6 protein-coding genes, 1 other RNA gene and 6 pseudogenes are annotated in these 19,019 nt (G+C 59.9%); 5 read left to right on the top strand and 8 right to left on the bottom strand.

Features of this window, described 5'->3' with window-relative positions:
• Positions 1 to 10 precede the first annotated feature (10 nt).
• Both LJU32_13590 and ffs read right to left on the bottom strand, forming a co-directional pair.
• Positions 11 to 526, bottom strand: a complete 516-nt coding sequence (locus LJU32_13590; GenBank protein ID WKV91003.1) for a hypothetical protein — start codon at positions 524 to 526, stop codon at positions 11 to 13.
• A 201-nt stretch (positions 527 to 727) separates the two neighbouring features.
• Positions 728 to 823, bottom strand: an RNA gene (gene ffs, locus LJU32_13585) — signal recognition particle sRNA small type.
• 399 nt (positions 824 to 1,222) lie between these two features.
• Here ffs and LJU32_13580 point away from each other — a divergent pair.
• Complete coding sequence (locus LJU32_13580; protein ID WKV91002.1) at positions 1,223 to 2,056, top strand: hypothetical protein; 834 nt, start codon at positions 1,223 to 1,225, stop codon at positions 2,054 to 2,056.
• 83 nt (positions 2,057 to 2,139) lie between these two features.
• Here the strand turns inward: LJU32_13580 and LJU32_13575 are convergent, their stop codons facing one another.
• The 5 genes and pseudogenes from LJU32_13575 to LJU32_13555 all read right to left on the bottom strand — a co-directional run bounded on the left by LJU32_13575 (position 2,140) and on the right by LJU32_13555 (position 11,430).
• Positions 2,140 to 3,420, bottom strand: a complete 1,281-nt coding sequence (locus LJU32_13575) for a putative zinc-binding peptidase (protein WKV91001.1) — start codon at positions 3,418 to 3,420, stop codon at positions 2,140 to 2,142.
• A 274-nt stretch (positions 3,421 to 3,694) separates the two neighbouring features.
• A pseudogene (gene ligA / locus LJU32_13570) lies at positions 3,695 to 6,051 on the bottom strand (NAD-dependent DNA ligase LigA).
• 139 nt (positions 6,052 to 6,190) lie between these two features.
• Positions 6,191 to 7,054, bottom strand: a complete 864-nt coding sequence (zipA, locus tag LJU32_13565) for a cell division protein ZipA (GenBank protein WKV91000.1) — start codon at positions 7,052 to 7,054, stop codon at positions 6,191 to 6,193.
• Between the two features lie 225 nt (positions 7,055 to 7,279).
• Positions 7,280 to 10,768 (bottom strand): chromosome segregation protein SMC, encoded by a 3,489-nt coding sequence (gene smc / locus LJU32_13560; protein ID WKV90999.1) that lies wholly within the window; start codon positions 10,766 to 10,768, stop codon positions 7,280 to 7,282.
• 2 nt (positions 10,769 to 10,770) lie between these two features.
• The gene (locus LJU32_13555) at positions 10,771 to 11,430 is read right to left on the bottom strand and encodes a GntR family transcriptional regulator (protein ID WKV90998.1); all 660 of its coding nucleotides are present in this window, start codon (positions 11,428 to 11,430) and stop codon (positions 10,771 to 10,773) included.
• 267 nt (positions 11,431 to 11,697) lie between these two features.
• Between LJU32_13555 and xdhA the strand changes: the two are divergent.
• From xdhA to guaD, 4 pseudogenes are all read left to right on the top strand, one after another.
• A pseudogene (gene xdhA / locus LJU32_13550) lies at positions 11,698 to 13,151 on the top strand (xanthine dehydrogenase small subunit).
• A pseudogene (xdhB, locus tag LJU32_13545) lies at positions 13,144 to 15,542 on the top strand (xanthine dehydrogenase molybdopterin binding subunit). Before xdhA ends, xdhB begins: the two co-directional pseudogenes overlap by 8 nt.
• 143 nt (positions 15,543 to 15,685) lie before the next feature.
• Positions 15,686 to 16,542, top strand: a pseudogene (gene xdhC / locus LJU32_13540) (xanthine dehydrogenase accessory protein XdhC).
• A gap of 13 nt (positions 16,543 to 16,555) precedes the next feature.
• Positions 16,556 to 17,858, top strand: a pseudogene (gene guaD, locus LJU32_13535) (guanine deaminase).
• Positions 17,859 to 18,032: 174 nt separating this feature from the next.
• On the opposite strand, the pseudogene LJU32_13530 reads toward guaD, so the two are convergent.
• Positions 18,033 to 18,795: pseudogene (locus tag LJU32_13530) on the bottom strand (GntR family transcriptional regulator).
• Positions 18,796 to 19,019: the final 224 nt, after the last annotated feature.

Below are 19,019 nucleotides of genomic sequence, written 5' to 3'. Positions count from 1 at the left end.
CGCCTGGGCTTTAATACAACACCAGATCAGTCCTGGTCATTCTTGTCGTGCAGTTCATGAACGGGCGGCAAACATCCCTCACTGCCAGCCTCGGGGCGAGCCGCAGTTCGAAGGAGTAATCGCCCAGGGTTCCGGACATGCCGCGTCGATTTGCGCCGGTCGTCAGCGGGCCTGCGTCAATCTGCGCCTGCACTTCGTAGAGCGCCATTTCCAACAGTTTGCGCAGGTGTTCAGGGCTTTGAGCGGTGGCCTGGAGATGCAGATCGTATTTCCCGGTTGCCAAGGCTGATTCATGCTCAACGATGGTCGACTGTACCTCCACCGGATCCGGCTGTTCGCTCTCTTGGGCCGCGTTGAAAGCGGCAGATGCCGCCAGAATCGCGGCGTGCTCTTCGTCCATCAGGTCGAGCACTCGCGACAGCTCCAGGGTGCGCTCGGGCTGATCCTGCATCTGCGCTTTGACTTCCAGACGACGTAACTGCCATTCGCGCAGTTTCTCTCGGGTCAGATCGTCAATTTCAGCCACTTGCCTTACCTCTCGTTGCCAGGCGAGGGAGTATGCCACTGTTCGGCTTCGACAGCCGCACGGGCACCGGGACGCTGCGCTGCTGTTCCGCGCGTTTCTGATGGCGGATCAACGCCAAAGGCCAAATCGCAGGCATAAAAAACCGCAGTGGGCGAAACCCATGCAGTTCTGTTTGCAGCCTTTGGTTCGTTAAGGTGGTGCCCCCACCAGCCACACCCCGGCACACAATGTTCCCGCTGTGGCTGCTTCCTTCCGGATCTGACCAGGTTCACGGGTAATCGTTGCGGGGGACCGATGGGGTCACCATAACGACGCTTGCCTGTCGGCGAGCCGCGCCATTGTACCTGTCTGAGATGAAGTTACAACCGTTGGTTGCAGATAAATCATGAACAGGTTCAATGACATGCAAAACGAAAGGGCTTGGTAGTCGTGGTGCATCAGGCTCGACTCAATAAAAACGGTCGCAACATGCAAACAGTCTGCAAGACCGACAGTACGTGCTCAAAACCGAGACTCTCTGATAAACCTCCGTCGGATGTCGACATCTGTCAACCGCTAATCGAACCAATACCAACCGCTCATCGGGACTGTCAGAAATGACAGTAGATTCTCGATTTCAAGCGGTCTAGCTTGGATTTGCAAACAGCGACGCGCTTGTGCGAATCAGCAAACCATATCTTCTTTCAGGAAAATCCAATGAGCAACCAAGTGACCGCATCAAATAAACTTCCCTTCGCTTTACTAAGCATGGAGACCCTCGCTTTAGAGCCCGAACTATGGACGCGCACCAGCATGACAGATCCCACATGGAAAAAGGTCAGTTCATGGCAAGGTGGAAGCATGGGAACTCCCACCACGACCGAACTCAAAACAAACAATTACAACATGGAAAGCCCGTACATTTCAGATTCTACCAGCCTGATGTTGACAGGTGCCGACACGAACATAGTCGAAATCAAAAAAGATGCCGGCGCAGTGACCTACTCCTCAACAAGCCCGAAGATATTGATTGAGGAAAATTGGAGTTGGGACATTATGGCGAACGTCTCCCTTAGATTCGACGGGCAAAAGAATCAGGGCGAACCGAGAAAGAATGGAGAACACGGCGTCATTTATCTGACAGGCGCAGGAGAGGCGTCTAGATCGAAGTCTGCTTTCGGTACAGACTTCTTCGAGATGCCAAACGACCGCTATTTCACATTCACAACCAACACCAATATGTATTTCTCAATAGAAGGCAGTTCAACCGCTGCGATTCATATGATGCAGAATGACAAACTTGTCAAAGTGGAAAATCGTATCTTGGAGGGTTTCGCTTCACACGGTGGCAGATATGCGCTTTCCGACAACCAGAACAACCTGTACCCAAGCGGGATTACAACATTAATAATCAATGACGGATTTTCGGAGAGCACCGCAAAAATTCAGTTTAACCATAACACCGAAAACAAAACCGTTAAAATCTCCATCACCAAACACACCGCCAAACTATGTGAATTGAGAGGACCAGAAATTGCATTTGCGATATAACTCAATCGGGCGCAAACCTATTTACACCAATGTGTTAATAATAAGAAAAACCAACTAATTCAAACGTACGACAGGTAGTAAAGTTATTTCCAGGAAAATTTTGGCCCGGCCGTAGGGAAAACACGCTTCGTGAACGATGAAGTCTTCTTTCGGGCCTGATCAACCACCAAGAACGCAACCCGTGCTGCGAACTCCCCGCAGTTATAAAGCCAGCACCTCATCCGCCCTCCCCCGGCCTGCTGGATCACCAGATGGATGAAGTGCAGCTTGGCAATTGCCGCTGCCGGCAGTACGAACGGGTAGAAATCCGGCTGGCCCATGCTGCGCGACAGTTCGTTGAGCATGCCGGCCAGTTCGATCCACGCATTGACGAACGACAGGAATGCCGTGCCGCCCGGGTGCTCCGGGTCGTAAAGGGTGCTGGTCGGAAAGGGCTGATAGTCGAAGTCCATTTCCCGCGCGCTCATGCCAAAGCCGAGCGCCGTGTCCACCGCGTCCATCATGTGCAGGTAATGCGCCCAGGTTTCTGCCCAGTCTTCCCACGGATGCATGGTCGCGTAGGCGCTGACGTAGTGCTGCGGCCAGTCCAGTGGTGCGCCTTGCTGGTAATGCCGGTCCAGCGCCTCGGTGTAACTGGCGCGCTCGTCGCCGAACAAGTTGCGGAATGCGCCAAGCCAGGGGCCGTTGGCGATGAGGCGATCCCAGTAATAATGGCCGACCTCGTGGCGAAAATGCCCGAGCAGCGTGCGGTAAGGTTCGTGCATCGCCGCCCTGACCTGCTCACGGTGAGCGTCGTCGGCCTCTTTGATGTCGAGGGTGATCAGGCCATTGGCATGTCCGGTCATCGGCGCGTTGCCTTCCAGGTCGACACCGATGAAGTCGAACGCCAGCCCTGTTTCTTCATCCTTGGTTTTCGGGATGACCGGCAAGCCGAGGGTGATCAGTTGCGCGACCAGCCGACGCTTGGCGATTTCGACCTTGCGCCAGCGCTCGGGGTTTTCCGCGACGGACAGGTCAGGAATGGTGCGGTTGAGGCTGCAAGCGATGCACAAGGTGTCGTGATCGTCGGCCTTCAGCAGCCAGTTGCACGCGGCGGGCATGTCGAGGTTGGCGCAGCGACGGAACAGACCGGCGTCGGGATCGACGTCGAGTGTCCAGGTGCCCTCTTCCGGCCCCGGTTGCAGCGAGGTCAGGCGACTGTGTTCGGGTTGATAGCCAAGCAAGGCGTTACAGGCCAGACACTGACTGTTGCGAAAGAACAGCGACTGGCCGCAACGGCACGGCCAGACTTTGCTGTTGCGCGAGGATCCGGCCACGAACGGCGCGATGATGCGGGAACTGAGCTGCTCGAAAAAGCGGTGCATGGCGATCTCTCCCTGGGACTGGCCAAGACTAGATCATCCTGAAGACAACATCGTTCCCGAATATAGCCCGCTCCTGAGTGACACCGCCGTAGTGGCGAGGGGATTTATCCTCGCTGGGTTGCGAAGCGACTCCCAAAACCATACAACGCGGCTAATCAGGTATACCGAGTCGTACGGTTTTACGACGACGGTGTCGCCGAACGGGGATAAATCCCCTCGCCACAGGTGTCCATCCGGAGAGGGATAAATCCCCTCACCACAAGAGTTCATCCGCTCAGACAGCGACGCCGTGGGTTTTGAGGAAGGCGATAAACGCTTCTTCGTCCATGACCTTCACACCCAGCTCATTGGCCTTGGTCAGTTTCGAGCCGGCACCCGGGCCTGCGACCACACAGTGGGTTTTCGCCGATACCGAGCCTGCGACTTTCGCACCGAGGCTTTCCAGATGCTCCTTGGCCACGTCCCGGCTCATCAGTTCGACCTTGCCGGTCAGCACCCAGGTTTCGCCGGACAATGGCAGACCTTCGACAATTTTCTTCTCGCTCTGCCAATGCATGCCGAAATCGCGTAGTTGCTGCTCGGCCTGCTCGGCCAGTTGCCGATGCTCGGGCAAGGCGAAGAACTCGCGCACCGAGTTGGCCTGCTTCTCCGGCAATGCCTGGCGCATGTCCAGCCAGTCAGCGTTCATTACCGCTTCCAGCGAACCGAAGCGATCGGCGAGTTTCTGCGCACCACCGGGGCCGACGAAAGGAATGTGCAGCTTGTCGAGCAAGCCGCCCAACGTGGTACTGGCGGCGAACTCCGCGCCCAGTTCGCCCTGATCCTGAATCTGCAAACCATGGCCGAGCAATTCGCTGATGACCTGCTGGTTGTGCGCATCCTCAAAGAAACTGTGTATCTCGTGCGCCACTTCCAGGCCGACATCCGGCAAGTAGGTCAGCACATGCGGCAAGGCCTGTTGCACGCGCTCCAGCGAACCCAGCGAGCGCGCCAGCACCTTCGCTGTCTCTTCGCCGACATCGGGAATGCCGAGGGCGTAGATGAAACGTGCCAGGCTCGGTTGCTTGCTGTCTTCAATGGCTTTGAGAAGCTTGTTGCTCGATACCTCGGCAAAGCCTTCCAGATCGACGATGTCGTCGAACTTCAGCGCATACAGATCGGCCGGCGAGCTGACCAGGCCTTCGTCGACCAGTTGCTCGACGCTCTTGTCGCCCAAGCCTTCGATATCCATGGCCCGACGCGAAACAAAGTGGATGATCGCCTGCTTCAATTGCGCGCCACAGGCCAGTCGGCCGACGCAGCGATACACCGCGCCTTCGCTGAAGGTTTCCTGCCCTTGCTGCGCTTGACCAGTTGCGTGCGTTCAACGTGGGAGCCGCACACCGGGCAGCTTTCAGGAATGGCGACGGGCCGAGCGTTGTCAGGACGACGCTCGGTGACTACCTGCACCACTTGCGGAATCACATCGCCGGCGCGGCGAATGATCACCGTGTCGCCGATCATCAAGCCCAGACGTGCGACTTCGTCCATGTTGTGCAACGTGGCGTTGGCCACGGTGACGCCGGCGACTTTCACCGGTTTCAGACGCGCCACCGGAGTGACGGCACCGGTGCGGCCGACCTGGAATTCCACGTCGAGCAGTTCGGTGAGTTCTTCCATCGCCGGGAATTTGTGCGCGATCGCCCAACGCGGCTCGCGGGCGCGGAAGCCCAGTTCACGCTGGTCGGCGATGCTGTTGACCTTGAACACCACACCGTCGATTTCATAGGCCAGCGAGTCACGGCGCGCGCCGATGTCGCGGTAATACTCCAGGCATTCGTCAATGCCCTTGGCCAGCTTCAGTTCGTGACTGATGGGCATGCCCCACTTCTGCAACTGCTTGAGGTTGCCGATGTGGGTGTCGGCAATATCGTGGGAGACCTGGCCAATGCCGTAGCAACAGAATTCCAGCGGCCGGTTGGCGGTGATCTTCGAGTCGAGCTGGCGCAGGCTGCCTGCTGCCGCGTTGCGCGGGTTGGCGAAGGTCTTGCCGCCGATTTCCAGCTGCGAAGCATTGAGGCGCTCGAAACCGGCCTTGGACATGAACACTTCACCGCGCACTTCCAGCGTCGCCGGCCAGCCTTCGCCGTGCAGCTTCAGCGGAATGTTGCGCACGGTGCGCACGTTGACGCTGATGTCCTCGCCGGTGGTGCCATCGCCTCGCGTGGCGCCGCGCACCAGCAGACCGTCCTGGTACAGCAGGCTGACCGCCAGGCCATCGAGCTTCGGCTCGCAGCTGTATTCCACCGCCGTGCCGCCACCGAACAGATCGCCAGCTGGCACGTCGAGGCCTTCGTTGACGCGGCGATCGAACTCGCGCATGTCGGATTCTTCGAAGGCGTTGCCGAGGCTGAGCATCGGGATTTCGTGGCGCACCTGAGTGAACGCGGTCAGCGCCATGCTGCCGACGCGCTGGGTCGGCGAGTCGCTGGTGATCAGGTCCGGGTTGGCCGCTTCCAGCGCCTTGAGCTCGTGGAACAAGCGGTCGTATTCGGCATCGGGAATGCTCGGCTCGTCGAGAACGTGATAGCGATAGTTGTGCTGATCCAGCTCAGCGCGCAGCTCTAGAATGCGGTTTTTGGCGGCGGTCATGGGTGTTCTCTCATAAAGCAAAAGAGCAGCCGAGGCTGCTCCAGTGTTATTCCATTATCGGCGATGGGGCCAAAGATCGCAGCCTCGTTGCACTCGTCAGCTCCTAAAGGCCCAAGGCTGCGATCTTTTGATCTTGCCCTTAGCGCTTCTGGGTCAGGGCGCGGCGCTCGAATTCAACGATGCGCTGACGGTAGTGCTCGATCGTCTGCGCGGTCAGTACGCTGCGCTGGTCGTCTTTCAATTCGCCGTTCAGTTCCTGGGACAGCTTGCGGGCTGCCGCGACCATCACGTCGAAGGCCTGCTTCGGATGACGCGGGCCTGGCAAGCCGAGGAAGAAGCTCACCGCCGGGGTGCTGAAATGGTCGATGTCGTCCAGATCAAAAATACCCGGCTTGACCGCATTGGCCATGGAGAACAGCACTTCGCCGTTGCCGGCCATGCTTTCGTGGCGGTGGAAAATGTCCATCTCGCCGAAACGCAGGCCGCTTTCGAGAATGTTCTGCAGCAGCGCAGGGCCTTTGAAGCCGGCCGGGTCGCGGCAGATCACGCTGATCACCAGGACTTCTTCGGCTTGCGGCTGATCTTTTTCCGCCACGGCCGCTGCAGGCTTGCTGTCTTCGGCGAAATCGTCATCGCGGCTGCTGAAGCTCGGGCCGCCGTCCAGATCGAGGTCGAGGTTCAGGTCGCCCTGCGCCGGGCCGTTGCTGCCACGCTTGCCACGTTTCGAACCGGATTCACGCGGCTCGCGGGCTTCGCGGTTGGGCATGCTCACCGACGGCAGATCGTGCTCGTCCAGTTGCGGCTCTTTGTGCGTGTCCAGGACGCGGGCCGGGCCCAACAGCTCGGCGCTGGTGTCCTCGTCCGGCAGATTGGACAGGCTCCGGTCGAGACGGAATTTCAGCTTTCCCTTGCCGCCGCGCATACGGCGCCAGCCATCGAAAAGAATACCGGCTATCACAATGATGCCGATGACGATCAGCCACTCGCGCAGACCGATTTCCATGTAATCCCGTGCCTCTATAAAAAATGCTGAAAAATAAGGGGTTTACACTGCGTAAACCGCTTTAAAACGTGGCGCCAACTCTATGTTCTGACAGGCGTTTTGCCCACGTATACGAAAAATTGACATTAAACTAGCACGATCAAAGGCTTCGCAGCTACAAGCTTTAAGCTCCAAGCCACAAGCCGTCCACTTGCAGCTTGGAGCTTGTCACTTGCAACTGCGCCGCTAGGCATCCACCATCGCCATCGCCTCCTCGACATCCACCGCCACCAATCGCGAACAACCCGGTTCATGCATGGTCACGCCCATCAACTGCTCGGCCATTTCCATGGCGATCTTGTTGTGGGTGATGTAGATGAACTGCACGGTCTGCGACATCTCTTTGACCAGGCGTGCGTAGCGTCCAACGTTAGCGTCATCCAGTGGCGCGTCAACCTCATCGAGCATGCAGAACGGCGCCGGGTTCAACTTGAAAATGGCAAAAACCAGGGCCAGAGCAGTCAGGGCCTTTTCGCCGCCGGAGAGCAAATGGATGGTGCTGTTCTTCTTCCCGGGCGGCTGCGCCATGATCGTCACCCCTGTATCGAGTAGATCTTCGCCCGTCAGTTCCAAATACGCGCGCCCGCCACCGAAAACTTTCGGGAAAAGTGCCTGTAATCCGCCATTGATCTGATCAAAGGTATCTTTGAAACGGTTGCGGGTCTCCTTGTCGATCTTGCGGATGACGTTTTCCAGGGTCTCCAGCGCTTCGACCAGATCGGCGTCCTGCGCATCCAGATAACGTTTACGTTCCGATTGTTGCGTGTATTCGTCGATGGCCGCGAGGTTGATCGCACCCAGGCGCTGAATCCGCGCGTTGATGCGTTCGAGTTCTTCTTCGGCTTCGCGTTCACTGGCTTGCGCAGTCAATGTCGCGAGCACGCCGTTGAGATCGTAGCCATCTTCGAGCAATTGATCCTGCAAAGCCTTGCGGCGCACGGTCAGGGCTTGCCATTCCATGCGTTGCTGTTCGAGCTGGCCGCGAATCAACTGCGACTGCTGCTCGGCCTGGGTGCGGCGTTTTTCCGCGTCGCGCAATTCACGATCGGCGTCCTCCAAGGCGATCTGCGCGGTCTTGAGTTCTTCATCGACGGTCATGCGCTTGTCGAGCAGTTCTTCGAGTTTCAGACGCAGCTCTTCCAGCGGCGCCTCACCCTCCTCCAGATTCAGACTCAACTGTTCGCGCTTTTCAGTCAGGCGCTCGGCCTGCATCTCCAGACGCTCCAGCGCCTGTCGCGTGGAGTCGTGCTGGGCACGCAGCGAACCGAGACGCACGGCCAATTGATGGGCGTGATCCTTGTGCTGCCGCGCTTCCTGCCGCACACGATCAAGACGTTCGCGCAGGCTGTCGCGCTGGGCCAGCAGCAACTCGCGCTGCTCGGTGTCGAGCGCCATGGCATCCAGCGCTTCCTGCAATTGCATGCGCGCTTCGCCGACCTGCTCGTGCTCAAGCTCGCGCTGCTCGCCGAGTTCGACCAGCTCTTCATCGAGACGGGTGCGGCGCAATGTCAGCTGTTCGGCCTTGGCTTTGCCAGCGGACAATTGTGCTTTCAGTTCGCCTTGCTGGCGCGCTTCGTCCTGCAGCAAGCGGCGCAGATGTTCGCGGCCGTTTTCCTGCTGGCGCTGTTGCGCGCGCAAGGTTTGCAGGCGGGTTTCCATGGCCTCGACCGTGGCTTCGCGCTCTTCGCGCTCCAGTTGCAGGTCTTCGATTTCCTGCCCACGGGCGAGCATGCCGCTTTCCGCTTCGCTGGCCCGGCGCACGCGCAGGAAATGCCGACCGACCCAGTAACCGTCGCGGCTGATCAGGCTCTGGCCTGCACTCAACTGACCGCGCAAGGCCAGTGCCTGCTCAAGGCTGTCGACCGGTTTGACCTGGCCAAGCCACGGCGACAGATCGATCTGCGCCTCGACTTTATCCAGCAGACTGCCCGCCACCCGCACGCCATCGCTGGCCGGGCTGAGCAGGCGCAGATCGCCCTGAGTGAAACCGGACAGATCAAAACCGCTGAAATCGTCGACCAGCACCGCTTGCAGATCGGCGCCGAGCACGGTTTCCACTGCCAGCTCCCAACCGGCCTCGACCTTCAGGCCTTCGGCCAGACGCGGACGCTCGGCGAGATTGTGTTCTTTCAACCATTCGGCGGTGCCGGTGCCCGGATCGAGCGCGGCCTGCTGCAAAGCTTCCAATGAAGCCAGACGCCCGTTGAGCCGCTGCAGATCGCCCTGCGCCTGCTGCTGCGCGGTCAACGCTTGCTGCAATTCCTGACGCAGTTGTTCGAGCTTTTCGACCTGCGCTTCTTCGCTGGTTTGCAAATCTTCCAGAGTCGCTTCGGACTCGGCGAGCTGCTCGTTGAGCGCCATGATTGCCGCGTCTTCCGGGTCGGCGGAAAGCAACGCGCGCTCTTCGGCGAGACGTTTCTGCCGGTCGGCCAGGCGCTCCATGCTGCTTTCCAGCTGCTGGATCCGCGACTGTTGCACTTCGGCCTGACGGCGCGGTTCGGCAGCGGTCAGGTTGAAAGCGTCCCACTGCTCCTGCCAACCGTGCATGGTGGTTTCGGCTTCTTCGAGGGCCGCGGCGGCTTCCTCGGCGGCGGCGCTGGTGACTTCCTGTTCTGGCGTGAGCATGTCGAGCTCTTCGCCAAGGGTCAGCAGCAACGTGCGGTCGTGGCCCAGGTGCGACTCGGTTTCCAGACGCGCGCGCTCGGCTTCTTTCAGATCGTCCTGCAACTGGCGCAGACGCTGCTGACCGTGCTGGATACTTTGCTCGACCCGGGCGATGTCGCCGCCGACCGAATAGAAGCGGCCCTGCACCAGATTGAAGCGCTCGGACAAGTCGTGGTGGCCGTCGCGCAGGCGTTCGATGGCCGCATCAGCGTTACGCTGTTCAGCGACCAACGCTTCGAAACTGACTTCCTGGTTGCCGATGATCGACTCGCGCTGGCCGACCTGCTCGTTGAGATCCTGCCAGCGCAGCGCCGACAGTTGCGCCTTGAGCTGACGCTCTTCGGCCTTGAGTTCCTGATACTTTTTCGCCGCCTCGGCCTGACGGTGGAGACGTTCGAGCTGGCGCTCCAGCTCTTCGCGCAGGTCGGTCAGGCGGGCGAGGTTTTCGTGGGTACGGCGGATACGGTTTTCCGTCTCGCGGCGACGCTCCTTGTATTTGGAGATGCCCGCCGCTTCTTCGATGAAATTGCGCAGGTCTTCCGGCTTGGATTCGATCAGCTTGGAGATCATCCCCTGTTCGATGATCGAGTAGCTGCGCGGGCCGAGGCCGGTGCCGAGGAAGATATCGGTGATGTCGCGCCGACGGCATTTGGTGCCGTTGAGGTAATAGGTGGTCTGGCTGTCGCGAGTGACTTTACGGCGGATGGAAATTTCCGCGTAGGCCGCGTACTCACCTAGCAGCGTGCCGTCGGAGTTGTCGAACACCAGTTCGATGCTCGCCTGGCTCACCGGTTTGCGGCTGGTCGAGCCATTGAAGATGACGTCGGTCATCGACTCGCCACGCAGGTTCTTCGCCGAACTTTCACCCATCACCCAGCGCACGGCGTCGATGATGTTCGACTTGCCGCAACCGTTCGGCCCGACGACCGCCGCCATGTTACTGGGGAAGTTCACCGTGGTCGGGTCGACGAAGGATTTGAACCCCGCCAGTTTGATGCACTTTAGCCGCACGCTCAGGCAACCGTCAGCGCAGACACCACCAGATCGCAGCTGCGCTGGGCATACGCCGTGAGCACGATGCGGATCTGCGGCAAATCACGGGCGAGGACGGCGGCGAGCAAGCGTTCGAACAGTTCGAGGAATTCGCTCATTTCCGCCTTGCGCTGTTCGAGAGCGAGGAAATACGCGCGGCTCATCGCCGGCTGGAGGTTCTCGACGGTTTCTTGCAGGTACGGGTTGTTGGCAAACGGATAGGCGGCGCGCATCACCGCAAAGCTGTCATCGACGAAGCTGCGGATATCGCCGCGTTCGTAATTGGCGGTCAGGCGCTGCTGGATCTGCACGAACGGCGCCATGTCCGACTGCACTTGCCAGCCATTGGCCACCGAATTGCCAAGCAGGATGTACAGCTCGCTCATCAGCGTGCACAGGCTCTGCACCTTGTGCGGCGTCAGCTCGGTGACGTGGGCGCCACGACGCGGCAGGATCGCGATCAGGTGACGGCGCTCGAGGATCAGCAAGGCTTCGCGGACCGAACCGCGGCTGACGTTGAGCGCCAGCGTGACCTTCTGTTCCTGGATGCGCTCTCCCGGCTTCATTTCGCCACGAATGATGCGTTCGGCGAGGTGGTGAGCGATTTGCTCGGCGAGGCTGTCCGGCGCCTTGAACGTCATGGTTGTCCTTCAAACTCTATCGATCTGCACAAGCGGCGCAGTGTAGCGCATAAGCACGGTCATGGCGGAGTGCCCACTCAGCGGTTTTTGGCACGAATCCCGCAAAAAGCGCAGTGACCGATGAAGGTCAATACTGAATAGACACGCTGTTGATCGACGAAACGGATTTTCCTGACCTTTAAGTCAGAAAACCATTGACCGAAAAGTCAGACCTGCTAAATTCGGTTCACGTCGGTTAACAACAATAATGAGTCTGCGAGGCCTTCCGTGATCCAGTTTTTACTTAACCAGGAACTCCGTAGCGAGCACGCCCTGGACCCGAATCTGACTGTGCTCAATTACCTGCGCGAACACGTGGGCAAGCCCGGCACCAAAGAAGGTTGCGCCAGCGGCGACTGCGGCGCCTGCACTGTGGTAGTAGGCGAGTTGCAGACCGATGACACGGGGCGTGAACACATTCGCTATCGCAGCCTCAATTCGTGCCTGACTTTCGTCTCGTCCCTGCACGGCAAACAACTGATCAGCGTTGAAGACCTCAAGCACAAGGGCGAACTGCACAGCGTGCAGAAAGCCATGGTCGAGTGTCACGGTTCGCAGTGCGGCTTCTGCACCCCGGTTTCGTGATGTCGCTGTTCGCCCTGCAAAAGAACAGCGATGCGCCGGATCAGGCCAAGGCCCACGAAGCGCTCGCCGGCAACCTCTGCCGCTGCACTGGCTACCGCCCTATTCTGGCCGCTGCCGAACAATCCTGCTGCGCCAAGCCTGCGGATCAATTCGACGCCCGCGAAGCCGAAACCATCGCCCGCCTCAAGGCTATCGCGCCGACCGATATCGGTGAACTCAACAGCGGTGACAAACGCTGCCTGGTGCCGCTGACCGTCGCTGACCTGGCCGACCTCTACGACGCTTATCCACAAGCCCGACTGCTCGCCGGCGGCACCGATCTGGCGCTGGAAGTCACCCAGTTCCACCGCACCCTGCCGGTGATGATCTACGTCGGCAACGTCGCCGAAATGAAGCGCATCGAAACCTTCGCAGACCGCATCGAAATCGGCGCCGCCACCGCCCTCTCCGACTGCTACGAGGCGTTGAATGCCGAATATCCGGACTTCGGCGAATTGCTGCATCGCTTCGCCTCGCTGCAAATCCGCAACCAGGGCACCCTCGGCGGCAACATCGGCAACGCCTCGCCGATCGGTGACTCGCCACCGCTGCTGATCGCCCTCGGCGCGCAGATCGTGCTGTGCAAAGGCGAGACCCGCCGCACCTTGAACCTGGAAGATTACTTCATCGACTACCGCGTCACCGCGCGGCAGGAAAGCGAATTCATCGAAAAAATCATCGTCCCGCGCGCCAGCGCCGAGCAGTTGTTCCGCGCCTATAAAGTGTCGAAGCGCCTGGACGACGACATCTCCGCCGTCTGCGCTGCCTTCAATCTGCGCGTGGAAAATGGCGTGATCAGCGACGCCCGAGTGGCCTTCGGCGGCATGGCGGCGATTCCGAAACGCGCTGCGCACTGCGAAGCCGTGTTGCGAGGCGCGCCGTTCAACAACGCCGTGATCGAACGCGCCTGCGCCGCGCTGGCCGAAGATTTCACGCCGCTCTCGGACTTCCGTGCCAGCAAGGAATATCGCCTGCTCAGCGCGCAGAATCTGCTGCGCAAATACTTCATCGAACTGCAAACACCGCACATCGAGACTCGGGTGACCGCTTATGTCTAACCATCACGCCGTAGAGAAGACCCAGGCTGAACTGGCCGAACTGTTCGCCAAGGACCTGACCACCGGTGTCGGCCGCAGCGTCAAGCACGACAGCGCCGCCAAGCATGTGTCCGGTGAAGCGCAGTACATCGATGATCGCCTGGAATTTCCCAATCAGTTGCACCTGTATGCGCGCCTGTCGGACCGCGCCCACGCGAAAATCCTTAGCATCGACACGCAGCCGTGCTACGCCTTCGAAGGCGTGCGCATTGTCATCACCCACGAAGACGTGCCGGGCCTGAAAGACATCGGCCCGCTGATGCCGGGCGATCCGCTGCTGGCCATCGATGACGTGCAGTTCGTCGGCCAACCGGTACTGGCGGTCGCGGCGAAAGATCTGGAAACCGCGCGCAAAGCGGCGATGGCGGCGATCATTGAATACGAAGATCTGGAACCGGTGCTCGACGTCGTCGAAGCCCTGCGCAAACGCCATTTCGTGCTCGACAGCCACACCCATCAGCGCGGCGACTCGGCTTCGGCGCTGGCAACCGCAGAGCACCGCATTCAGGGCACGCTGCACATTGGCGGCCAGGAGCACTTTTATCTGGAGACACAAATCTCCTCGGTAATGCCCACCGAAGACGGCGGCATGATCGTCTACTGCTCGACGCAGAACCCGACCGAAGTGCAGAAACTGGTCGCCGAAGTGCTCGACGTGTCGATGAACAAGATCGTCGTCGACATGCGCCGCATGGGCGGTGGTTTCGGTGGCAAGGAAACCCAGGCCGCGAGCCCGGCGTGCCTGTGCGCGGTGGTCGCGCACCTCACCGGCCAACCGACCAAGATGCGCCTGCCGCGCGTCGAAGACATGCTGATGACCGGCAAGCGCCACCCGTTCTACGTCGAATACGACGTCGGTTTCGACAGCAGCGGCCGTCTGCACGGGATCAACATGGAGCTGGCCGGCAACTGCGGCTGCTCGCCGGACTTGTCCGCCTCGATCGTTGATCGGGCGATGTTCCACTCGGACAACTCCTACTACCTCGGCGATGCAACCATCAACGGCCACCGCTGCAAGACCAACACCGCGTCGAACACCGCTTACCGTGGTTTCGGTGGCCCGCAAGGCATGGTCGCCATCGAAGAAGTGATGGATGCGATTGCCCGGCACTTGAAGCTCGACCCGCTGGCGGTGCGCAAGGCCAACTACTACGGCAAGACCGAGCGCAACGTCACCCATTACTACCAGACCGTCGAGCACAACATGCTCGAAGAGATGACCGCCGAACTGGAAGAAAGCAGCCAGTACGCCGAGCGTCGTGAAGCGATCCGTCGCTACAACGCCAACAGCCCGATCCTGAAAAAGGTCTGGCGCTGACGCCGGTGAAGTTCGGTATTTCCTTCACCGCCAGTTTCCTCAATCAGGCCGGTGCGCTGATCCACATCTACACCGACGGCAGCATCCACTTGAACCACGGCGGCACGGAAATGGGTCAGGGCCTGAACACCAAAGTCGCGCAGGTCGTGGCGGAAGTGTTTCAGGTCGAAATCGACCGTGTGCAGATCACTGCGACCAACACCGACAAAGTGCCGAACACCTCGCCGACCGCAGCCTCCAGCGGCGCCGACCTGAACGGCAAGGCCGCGCAGAACGCAGCACAGACGATCAAGCAACGCCTGGTCGAATTCGCCGCACGGCACTACAAGGTCAGCGAAGAAGACGTCGAATTCCGCAACGGCCACGTGCGGGTCCGCGAGCAGATCCTGACCTTCGAAGCGCTGATCCAGCAGGCGTATTTCAATCAGGTTTCGCTGTCGAGCACTGGCTTCTACAAGACCCCGAAAATCTATTACGACCGCAGTCAGGCGCGTGGGCGTCCTTTCTATTACTTCGCTTTCGGCGCGGCCTGCTGCGAAGTGATCGTCGACACCCTGACCGGCGAATACAAGATGCTGCGCACCGACATCCTGCATGACGTCGGCGCCTCGCTGAACCCGTCGATCGACATTGGTCAAGTCGAGGGTGGCTTTGTCCAAGGCATGGGCTGGCTGACCATGGAAGAGCTGGTCTGGAACAACAAAGGCAAGCTGATGACCAACGGCCCGGCCAGCTACAAGATCCCGGCGGTGGCGGACATGCCACTGGATCTGCGGGTGAAACTGGTGGAAAACCGCAAGAACCCGGAAGACACGGTGTTCCATTCCAAAGCCGTCGGTGAACCGCCGTTCATGCTCGGCATCGCCGCGTGGTGCGCGATCAAGGACGCGGTGGCGAGCCTCGGTGATTATCAGCATCAGCCGCAAATCGACGCCCCGGCCACACCGGAGCGGGTGTTGTGGGGCTGTGAGCAGATGCGCCAGCTCAAAGCGGTGAAAGCCGTCGCAGCTGAAACCGAGCTGGCTCCGCTCTAGGACCGAGGCGCGGCCATTCGCTGGCAAGCCAGCTCCCACAGGGTTTTGTGGTGCTCACAGAATTTGGATTCAACACAAATCCTGTGGGAGCTGGCTTGCCAGCGAATAGGCCCGAACAGACAACGATGTTGTAGGGGTGACATATGTACAACTGGATCGACGCCCTCGCCGACCTGCAGAACCAGGGCGAGCCCTGTGTGCTGGTGACGATCATCGAAGAACTCGGCTCGACGCCACGCAACGCCGGCTCGAAAATGGTCGTCAGCGCCGACCGCCTGTTCGACACCATCGGTGGCGGGCATCTGGAGTTCAAAGCCATGCAGATCGCCCGCGACATGCTCGCCAGCGGCAAGCAGGACACCCATCTGGAGCGCTTCAGCCTCGGCGCCAGCCTCGGCCAGTGCTGCGGCGGTGCCACGGTGTTGCTGTTCGAACCGATGGGCCAGGTCCAGGCGCAGATTGCCGTGTTCGGTGCCGGCCACGTCGGTCGCGCCCTCGTCCCGCTGCTGGCCAGCCTTCCCTGCCGGGTGCGCTGGATCGATTCGCGCGAGGCGGAGTTCCCTGAACACGTCCCCACGGCGTGCGTAAAATCGTCAGCGAAGAACCGGTGGATGAAGTCGATGACCTGCCCGCCGGCAGCTACTGCATCGTCATGACCCACAACCATCAGCTTGATCTGGAACTGACCGCCGCGATTCTCAAGCGCAACGATTTCACCTGGTTCGGCCTGATCGGCTCGAAAACCAAACGCGCCAAATTCGAACACCGTCTGCGTGATCGTGGTTTCGACCCGAGCGTGGTGCAGCGCATGCGCTGCCCGATGGGCATCGGCGAAGTCAAAGGCAAACTGCCTGTGGAAATCGCCATCTCCATCGCCGGCGAAATAATCGCCACTTACAACGCCAATTTCGGCCAGCACAGCGCCCGCGCCGAACCGATTGCCCGACTGCTGCCCGCCTCGCGCCGCAGCCAGTCCGCCAAACTCAAAGCCTCAAACTGATTAGAGAACCCTCATGCCTCTGACTCGCAAAGCCTACCGCGCCGCCATTCTGCACAGCATTGCCGACCCTGCCGAAGTCGGCATCGAAGCCTCCTACGAATATTTCGAGGACGGCCTGCTGGTGGTCGATGACGGCAAGATCAGCGCCCTCGGCCACGCCAGCGAACTGCTGCCGACCCTGCCGGCGGATATCGAGATCAACCATTATCAGGATGCGCTGATCACTCCGGGCTTCATCGACACGCACATTCACCTGCCGCAAACCGGGATGGTCGGCTCCTATGGCGAGCAATTGCTCGACTGGCTGAACACCTACACCTTCCCTGCGAAAGCCAGTTTGGCGACAAGGCCCACGCCGACGAAGTGGCCGATATTTTCATCAAGGAATTGCTGCGCAACGGCACCACCACGGCGCTGGTGTTCGGCAGCGTGCATCCGCAATCGGTGAATTCGTTTTTCGAGGCGGCCGAGAAGCTCGACCTGCGCATGATCGCCGGCAAGGTGATGATGGACCGCAATGCCCCGGATTATCTGGTCGATACCGCTGAATCCAGCTACGTCGACAGCAAGGCGCTGATCGAGCGCTGGCACGGCAAGGGCCGTTTGCACTATGCGGTGACGCCGCGCTTCGCCCCACCAGCACCCCGGAACAACTGACCCTCGCCGGGCAACTGCTGACGGAATATCCGGATCTGTACATGCAGACCCACATCAGCGAAAACCTCAAGGAAATCGAGTGGGTCAAAGAGCTGTTTCCGGAGCGCAAGGGCTACCTCGACGTCTACGATCACTACCAGTTGCTCGGCGAACGCTCGGTGTTTGCCCACGGCGTGCACTTGTGTGACGAAGAATGCGCGCGACTGGCAGAAACCGGCTCGGCGATCTCGTTCTGCCCGACCTCGAACCTGTTCCTCGGCAGCGGCCTGTTCAACCTGCCGATGGCGGAAAAACACAAGCTCAACGTCGGCCTCGGCACCGACGTTGGCGGCGGCACCAGTTTCTCGCTGCTGCAGACGCTGAACGAAGCGTACAAAGTGATGCAACTGCAAGGCGCGCGCCTGAGCCCGTTCAAGTCGCTGTACCTGGCAACGCTGGGTGGCGCGCGGGCGCTGCGCCTGGAAGACAGGATCGGCAACCTGCAACCTGGCAGTGATGCAGACTTCCTGGTACTGGATTACAACGCCACGCCGCTCCTGAGTTATCGCTTGAAGCAGTCCAATAACATTGCCGAGACGTTGTTTGTGTTGATGACCTTGGGTGATGACCGGACGGTGCAGCAGACTTACGCTGCGGGGGCGCTGGTGCATCAGCGATAAGCCTCTTCGTGCTGATCGTTCCCACGCTCTGCGTGGGAATGCCTCAAGGGACGCTCCGCGTCCAGTGACGCGGAGCGTCACGGGCTGCATTCCCACGCAGAGCGTGGGAACGATCAGTCAGGCAAAAAATCCCCGCACCTTTCCAGCTGCGGGGATTTTTTTGCATCAATGAGTTCAGAGCTTGGTCGCTGGACGCCCCGGCTTCTTGGTCTGCAACAAATGCGAGAACACCGCATGCAGATCATCCGACGCGCCTTCCTCGTCGAGGTTGAGCTTGCTGTCGATGTGATCCATGTGATGCATCATCAGGTTCACCGCCAGCTCACCGTCGCGTTTCTCGATCGCGTCGATCAACTGCGTGTGTTCATCGTACGAGCAATGCGAGCGGTTGCCGCTTTCGTACTGGGCGATGATCAATGAAGTCTGCGACACCAGGCTGCGCTGGAAGCTGATCAACGGCGCGTTCATCGCCGCCTCCGCCAGCTTCAGGTGGAATTCGCCCGACAGCCGAATACCGGCGCCGCGATCGCCGCGCGAGAAACTGTCGCGCTCATCGTTGACCATCTGCCGCAGCTCGGCGATCTGCTCGGCAGTGGCATGTTGCACCGCCAATTCAGTGATCGCCCGCTCGACCAGACGCCGGGCGAGAAACACCTGACGCGCTTCCTCAACACTCGGGCTGGCGACGACGGCGCCACGGTTCGGCCGCAACAGCACCACGCCTTCATGGGCCAGACGCGACAGCGCGCGGCGAATGATGGTGCGGCTGACCCGAAGATTTCCCCAGCGCTTCTTCGCTCAATTTGGTGCCGGGCGCCAGACGCTGTTCGAGGATGGCCTCGAAGATATGCGCGTAGACAATATCGTCCTGGGTTCCACTGCGGCCGGCTTTGCCTGCTCGCGGTTGTTTCTTGAGGGGTTGCAACTGTTCGTTCATGGGCACTCGAGTCGGGAAAGCTGCGGCGAATAGACCGTGACTGTAATACGGCACAGTAGGTCGCTGGCAAGTATCGCGTAAAAAACAGCGCGATTGTACACAATGAATGGTGGCAACACGACTGTACGGCTGTTTGCGCCTGCGGCTGTATTGCAACGGTTTGTCAGGTTTGAGTTTAGGCTTGATCGCAGAATCCGCCTTCTACGCACAATCCCCGTAGGAGT

Origin of the sequence: Pseudomonas sp. B21_DOA (assembly GCA_030544685.1) — a bacterium.
Classification (GTDB): Bacteria; Pseudomonadota; Gammaproteobacteria; order Pseudomonadales; family Pseudomonadaceae; genus Aquipseudomonas; species Aquipseudomonas fluorescens_AO.
This window is presented reverse-complemented; position numbering and strand designations above follow the sequence as displayed.

Coding starts and splice junctions, on each gene's coding strand:
- LJU32_13580 (WKV91002.1), top strand. CDS start 1,223: ATGAGCAACCAAGTGACCGCATCAAATAAACTTCCCTTCGCTTTACTA.
- zipA (WKV91000.1), bottom strand. CDS start 7,054: ATGGAAATCGGTCTGCGCGAGTGGCTGATCGTCATCGGCATCATTGTG.
- LJU32_13575 (WKV91001.1), bottom strand. CDS start 3,420: ATGCACCGCTTTTTCGAGCAGCTCAGTTCCCGCATCATCGCGCCGTTC.
- LJU32_13555 (WKV90998.1), bottom strand. CDS start 11,430: ATGACGTTCAAGGCGCCGGACAGCCTCGCCGAGCAAATCGCTCACCAC.